Annotated in this window: 6 protein-coding genes; 5 read left to right on the plus strand and 1 reads right to left on the minus strand. The window is 73.8% G+C overall.

Features of this window, described 5'->3' with window-relative positions; genetic code table 11:
- Nucleotides 1–106: 106 nt before the first annotated feature.
- Complete coding sequence (locus tag HUX53_RS05710; protein WP_176402120.1) at nt 107–1,282, minus strand: PQQ-binding-like beta-propeller repeat protein; 1,176 nt, start codon at nt 1,280–1,282, stop codon at nt 107–109.
- A 135-nt stretch (nt 1,283–1,417) separates the two neighbouring features.
- Between HUX53_RS05710 and HUX53_RS05715 the strand changes: the two genes are divergently transcribed.
- The 5 genes from HUX53_RS05715 to HUX53_RS05735 all read left to right on the plus strand — a co-directional run bounded on the left by HUX53_RS05715 (nt 1,418) and on the right by HUX53_RS05735 (nt 6,085).
- A complete protein-coding gene (locus tag HUX53_RS05715) occupies nt 1,418–2,014 on the plus strand; it encodes an HD domain-containing protein (protein WP_176402121.1) in 597 nt (198 codons plus the stop codon).
- A 32-nt stretch (nt 2,015–2,046) separates the two neighbouring features.
- A complete protein-coding gene (locus tag HUX53_RS05720) occupies nt 2,047–2,544 on the plus strand; it encodes an SRPBCC family protein (RefSeq protein WP_176402122.1) in 498 nt (165 codons plus the stop codon).
- 46 nt (nt 2,545–2,590) lie between these two features.
- Entirely contained in the window at nt 2,591–3,325 is a 735-nt protein-coding gene (locus HUX53_RS05725) for an acetoacetate decarboxylase family protein (protein WP_176402123.1), read from the plus strand.
- On the plus strand, nt 3,322–3,951 hold the full coding sequence (locus HUX53_RS05730) for an SDR family NAD(P)-dependent oxidoreductase (protein ID WP_176402124.1): 630 nt from the start codon (nt 3,322–3,324) through the stop codon (nt 3,949–3,951). Before HUX53_RS05725 ends, HUX53_RS05730 begins: the two co-directional genes overlap by 4 nt.
- A 91-nt stretch (nt 3,952–4,042) precedes the next feature.
- Nucleotides 4,043–6,085 (plus strand): AAA family ATPase, encoded by a 2,043-nt coding sequence (locus HUX53_RS05735; protein ID WP_176402125.1) that lies wholly within the window; start codon nt 4,043–4,045, stop codon nt 6,083–6,085.
- The last annotated feature ends 40 nt before the right edge of the window (nt 6,086–6,125 follow it).

Here is a 6,125-nt window from a genome sequence, read left to right on the forward strand (position 1 = left end):
CGCTGGTTACGGGGTTGTCTGTTGTGTTTTTGTTTAGTAGCGCGGCGCCACGTCGGTTGTATCTGTTCAGCGCCGGCGGGAGGGTCGGGTGTGGATAGGGGCCGTGCTACGGCCGCCGCCCGCGCCTGGCGCAGGGCCGGCTGCCGCCCCCCGGGTCGGCGATGCGGACGCCCGCCGGCGGCAGGCCCTCCGACAGCCGCGGGCGCAGCGCGAAGACGTGCCCGCCGGCCTGCGCGAGCGCCGCGTACGCGGGGACGTCGCGGCGCCAGGCGACCCGCCCGGACGGCACGTCCACCGCCTCCATCCGGGTGTCGCCGGACCCGTCCGGGTGGTAGACGACCACGAGCCGCCCCGGCGTCTGCACGCCCGGGCACATCAGGTCGCCGCACACCCCGTCGCCCCGCCAGACGCCGAACTGGTCGCCGTCCTCACCGAACGCGCGCAGCGCCGTCCCGTCCGAGGCGAGCGTCACGCCGTCGAGCATCGACACCTCGGGCGACTCCTTGGAGCCGAGCTTCTCGTCCCAGCGGACGGTGCCCTTCGCCGGGTCGACCGCCAGCAGCCGGCTGCGGCGCTTCCCGTCCTCCCGGCAGTCCAGGCCGAACGCGGCGAGGTCCTCCCGCCCGTCGGCCGGGTGCGCGCCGCCCTCGAACAGCCGGCAGCCGCGCGGCAGCGCCAGCCGCCACACCCGGTTCCCGGTCACCGCGGAGACGCCGAACAGCGTGCGGTGCTTCTCGCCGGTGGTGAGGACGATGTCGGATCCGGCGGGCCAGCGCAGCGTCGTCCGGGACACCGCGGCGGGACGCTCGCCCTCCCGCCGCCACAGCAGCCCGCCCGACAGCGCGTCGAACGCCACCAGCACCCGGTCGCTCCGGTCGCCGTTGCGCTCGAAGTAGGCGACGAGCCGGGACCGCGTGGACGTCCAGCCGAGCAGCGACCACCCGGACCGCCGGTAGCTCCAGCGGTCGCCGCCGGTCCGCGCGTCCCGCACCTCCAGCCCGTGGCCGGACGCGGTCACGACCTGCCCCTGCGCGACCCGGTAGGCGACGCCGTCGTAGCCGCCGACGGCCCCGTGCTCGATCCGGGTCGTCTTCTCCCAGCTCACCGCGAGCGGCCCCGGCGGCGGCCCGACCTCGCGCTGCGGCGTGACGGGCTCGCCGGTCACGGTGTGCCGCACCTGCCACCACTCGGCGCGCAGGACGTACTTGTCGACGAGCACGACGCACAGCGCCACGGCGACCACGGCGGAGAGCAGGCCGAGCGCGACGCGGACCCTGCCCACGGTCTCCGGTCGGCCACCAGGCCGCTGCCGGCTCCCGACCACGACCGCGCCGCCTCCTTCCGCGTACTGTGCCTGCAAGACGACACCCACCATGCCGTGTGCGCGGCGCCTCGCGCGACAGAACGGAGCCGAACCGTGGAGGTCTTCACCCGCTGGCACTCCTGGGACACGGTCCGTGCGGAAATCGCGGCGTCCGGCGCACCGATCGACGTCGACGCCCTCGGGACGGCCGTGGCCGCCGCGCAGCGCTGGCACGGCGACCAGAAGCGTCCCACGGGCGCACCCTATGTCGAGCATCTGCTGGAGGCTCTCGAAGTCCTGGTGCGCGGCGCCGGGGTGACGACGCCCGCCGTGCTGACCGCCGCGATCCTGCACGACGTCGTCGAGGACACTCCCGCGACGCTGCCGGACGTGGAGGCCGAGTTCGGTCCGGAGGTCACCGAACTGGTCGACTGGGTCACCAAGCCGCCCACCGCCGGCGCGGGACGACAGGCGAAACGCGCCGCCAAGGCCGCCTACCTGCGGCGGCTCGGCGACGCCCCGCCGGAGGCGATCCAGGTGAAGCTCGCCGACCGCGTGAGCAACGTCCAGACGCTCGACAAGATGCCGCCGGACTTCCAGCGCCGCTACTACGCCGAGACCCTCACCTACATCGTCCCGCTGACCGAGCCGCACCCCTGGTTCAAGAGCTGGTACGCCTCCTGGAGGACGGAGTACACCCACCTCCTATGACCGGATGGTCACGGGATGGGAGGATCGCGGGTATGGAACGGGAGTGGGTGGTCGAGGAGAGCACGTCCGTCGCGGCGGGGCCCGGCGACGTGTACGCGGCCGTCGCCGATCTGCGGCGGATGGGCGAGTGGAGCCCCGAGGTGTTCGCCATCTGGGTGCGCGGGAAGACGGTCGCGCCCGGGGCGAGGTTCGTCGGGTTCAACCGGATCGGCTGGCGTGTGTGGTTCACCACCTGCCAGGTGACCGCGGCCGTGCCGGGCAAGGCGTTCGCGTTCCGGGTGTCGAGCTTCGGGATGCCGGTCGCGCTGTGGGGATACCGCTTCGAGGACGTCTCGGACGACCCGTCCGCGCCTCGGACGCGTCTCACCGAGTACTGGGAGGACCTGCGCCGCGACAACCGGGGCGCGAAGTTCGTCTCGATCCTCGGCAAGGTCTTCACGGGCGTCGCGGCGGAGCGGCGCGCGGCCGTGAACCGCGCGGGCATGCGCGCCACCCTCGACCGCATCCGGACGGCGGTGGAGAAGGGGTAGGCCCCGGTTCTTGGCAGCAAAACGAGAACCTGTTCTACTAAGCGGTGTGACAAGCACCGTGCAAGCGCATGCGATCCAGGGCGAGCGGGTCACCCTTCCGGTGCGGATCCGCGACGCCGCCGTGGGGTCGGCGATGTTCGCCGTACCCGCCCGCGCCGCCCAGGCCGTCATCGCCTACTCCGGGCTGGACGTCGCCGAGCCGCTGCCCGGCCGGGCGATCTGCTCGCTGGCCTTCGTCCGGTACGCGGACGGGGACCTCGGCCCGTACCACGAGTTCGCCGTCGCGTTCCTGGTGCGCCCGCCCGGCTCGGCGCCCGCCCGGGGGCTCGGCCGGATGCGCGGCGTCGGGGCGTTCATCCACTGGCTGCCGGTCAACCAGGAGTTCACGCTGGAGGCCGGCCGGACGATCTGGGGCTTCCCCAAGGAGATCGCCGACATCCCCATGGACCTGGCCGGACGCGTCAAGCGGTGCGCGGTGCGGTTCGGCGGGCGCACGGCGATCGAGGTCGCGGTGAAGCCGGGCGTACCGATGCCGAGCAGCACCGCCGCACCGAAGGTCGACGCCTACTCGTGCATGGACGGCGTCACCCGCCGGACGCCCTGGACGCTCACGCCGACCGACGTGCGGACGCGTCCGGGCGGGGCGAAGGTCGTCCTGGGCGACCACCCGGTGGCGGAGGAGCTGCGGGGGCTTGGCCTGGATCGCGCGCGGGCGCTGAGCACCAGCACGGTCGGGCACCTGCAGATGGTCTTCGACGGCGCCGAGGAGGTGCGCCGGTGAAGCGGACGGCGCTGGTCACGGGCGCGGCGGGCAGCCTCGGCGCGCTCGCGGCGCGGCGGCTCGCGGCGGCCGCGTGGGACGTCGTCGCGGTGGACACCGACGAGGCGGGCCTGGCGGAGACCGCGCTGCGCTCCCCCAACATGCACGTGCGGACCTGCGACGTCACCGATCCCAAGGCCGTCGTGGACGTGCTGGCGGTGATCGGCCCCGTGCACCGGGTCGTGCACGCCGCCGTGATCGCGCCGGCCGCGCCGGTCCTGGAGCAACCGCCGACCGAAGTGAAACACGTTCTCAGCACCGACGTGTACGGCACCATGCACATCGTGCGCGCCACGCTGCCCGGCATGCTGGAGCGCGGCGCCGGCGAGCTGATCGTCTGCGCGCCCCCTCCGGAGCCCGGCGCGACGTCCGCCGCCTCGGGAGCCGTCGCCGCGTACGCGGAGGCGCTCTTCAGGGAGCACGGCGGACGCGGGGTGACGATCCGCTGCGTCCACCTGGACGACGAGACACCGGCGCGGCTCGTCCTCGACGCACTTGACCGCTCGCTCGCGCGCCCGCCCGGTGACCTGCACGTCCGTCCGCGGCGCGGGCGCGCCCTCCCGATGCGGAGGCCCGCTCCGCGCTGAACCCCGGGCCGACCGAATAAGCTGTCTCCTTCGCCCCTTCGGGGGGCCGGGGGACGTCCCCGGCGCGACCCACGTGCGAGGAGCAGCCTGCATGTCGTCCCAGGTCACCGGGCGGCCGACCGGTCCCGGCGGCACGGTGAAGGATCAACAGATCGCCGCCGAGCAGCGCTACGTCGACATCGCCTACGCGCGCCTGGAGGAGATGCGCGCGGACGCCCAGGCCATGATCCGCGAGGGCTACCGGCAGTCGCTCGCCGGCACCAAGGGCTCGCTGGTGGACCGGGACGCGATGGTCCACCAGGCGGCCCTGCGCGCCCAGGCCCTCGACATCGCCGACGACGGCCTGGTGTTCGGCCGGCTCGACCTCACCACCGAGGAGGTCCGCTACATCGGGCGGATCGGCGTGCGGACCAGCGAGCACGACTCCCTGGTGATCGACTGGCGGGCGCCCGCCGCCGAGGACTTCTACCGCGCCACCCCCGAGGACCCGCGCGGCGTCGTCCGCCGCCGCGTCCTGCACTCGCGCGGGCACACCGTCGTCGACCTGGAGGACGACCTCCTCGACCCGGACGCCGCCGACGGCATGACGATCGTCGGCGACGGCGCGTTCCTCGCCTCGCTCGCCCGCACCCGCGAGGGCGCGATGCGCGACATCGTCGCGACGATCCAGCGGGAGCAGGACGAGGTGATCCGCGCCCCCGCCGACGGGACCGTCCTGGTGCGCGGCGCCCCCGGCACCGGCAAGACGGCCGTCGCGCTGCACCGCGTCGCCTACCTGCTGTTCCGGCACCGCCGCCGGTTCGGGTCGCGCGGCGTCCTCGTCATCGGCCCGAACCGCCGGTTCACCGCCTACATCGAGCGGGTGCTGCCGTCGCTCGGCGAGGGCTCGGCGTCGCTGCGCTCGCTCGGCGACCTCGTCGACGGGGCCACCGCGACCGTCCACGACCCGCCGCGGCTCGCCCGCGTCAAGGGCGCGGACGAGATCGTGCACGTGCTGCGCCGCGCCGTCTCCGACCACGCGCCCGGCGCCCCCGACGAGCTGCGCGTCGTGTTCAAGGGCATCGTCATCACCCTCGACCGCAACCGCCTCGACCGGATCAGGAACGATCTCCACCGGCGCAGCCGCGGCAGCGTGAACGCGGCGCGCGGCCGGGCCGCCGAGATGCTCCTGGACGCCCTCTGGCGCCGCTTCAACGACGTCGGCGGCCCGGAGGCGGCCGAGGCCGAGGAGAGCGCCGAAGCAGAGTCTGGGCGCCACGCCATGTGGAACGCGATCCTGGCCGCCGACGGCCTCGCCTCCATCGACGAGGAACCGGCCACCGGGCAGCAGAACGGCGACCCGAAGCGCGCCCAGTTCGACACCCGCGTCCGCGAGCAGCGCACGTTCACCGACTTCCTCGTCACATGGTGGCCGATCCGCCGCCCGCTGGACGTCCTGCGCTCGCTCGGCGACCCGTCCCGGCTGCGCCGCGTCGCCGGCCGCGACCTCGACCGCGCCGACATCGACCCGCTCGCCGCGTCCTGGGCCGAGGGCGCCCCGCTCAGCTACCAGGACGTCGCACTCCTGGACGAACTGGACGCGCTGCTCGGCTCGCCGCCCCGCCCGTCCCGCCGCCGCAAGGCCCCGTCCGAGGACGACCCGTTCGTCGTGGACGGCGTCAACATCCTCACCGGCGAGGAGGTCGCGGACGAGACGTGGGAGCCGGAGATGCAGGAGCTGACCACGTCCATGGAGCGCCTCGAACGGTCCCGGCGCGTGGACGACGGCGTGGTGGAGGAGCGTCCCGAATACGCGCACATCGTCGTGGACGAGGCGCAGGACCTCTCCCCCATGCAGTGGCGCATGCTCGGCCGCCGCGGCCGCCAGGCCAGCTGGACAATCGTGGAGGACCCGGCGCAGAGCGCCTGGGAGGACCTCGACGCCGCCCGCCAGGCCATGGAGACCGCCCTCGGCGGCGAGCGCCCGTCCCGGGGCCGCCGCCGCACCCGCAAGCCGGCCCCGCGCATGCGGCACGAGTACGAACTCACCACGAACTACCGCAACTCCACCGAGATAGCCGCCGTCTCGGCCCGTGGCCTCGCTGTCTCTTCTACACCTCTGACGCCGCCGACGAACAGGATAGACAGTGTATGACTCTGGTCGCCGCGCCGCATTAACAAACAAAAATAAATAA

Origin of the sequence: Actinomadura sp. BRA 177, assembly GCF_013372625.1 — a bacterium.
In the GTDB taxonomy this organism is placed as follows: domain Bacteria; phylum Actinomycetota; class Actinomycetes; order Streptosporangiales; family Streptosporangiaceae; genus Spirillospora.

What these genes read in the sequence shown, in the direction of transcription:
- HUX53_RS05735 (WP_176402125.1), top strand. Translation starts at nt 4,043, where the DNA reads ATGTCGTCCCAGGTCACCGGGCGGCCGACCGGTCCCGGCGGCACGGTG.
- HUX53_RS05720 (WP_176402122.1), top strand. Translation starts at nt 2,047, where the DNA reads ATGGAACGGGAGTGGGTGGTCGAGGAGAGCACGTCCGTCGCGGCGGGG.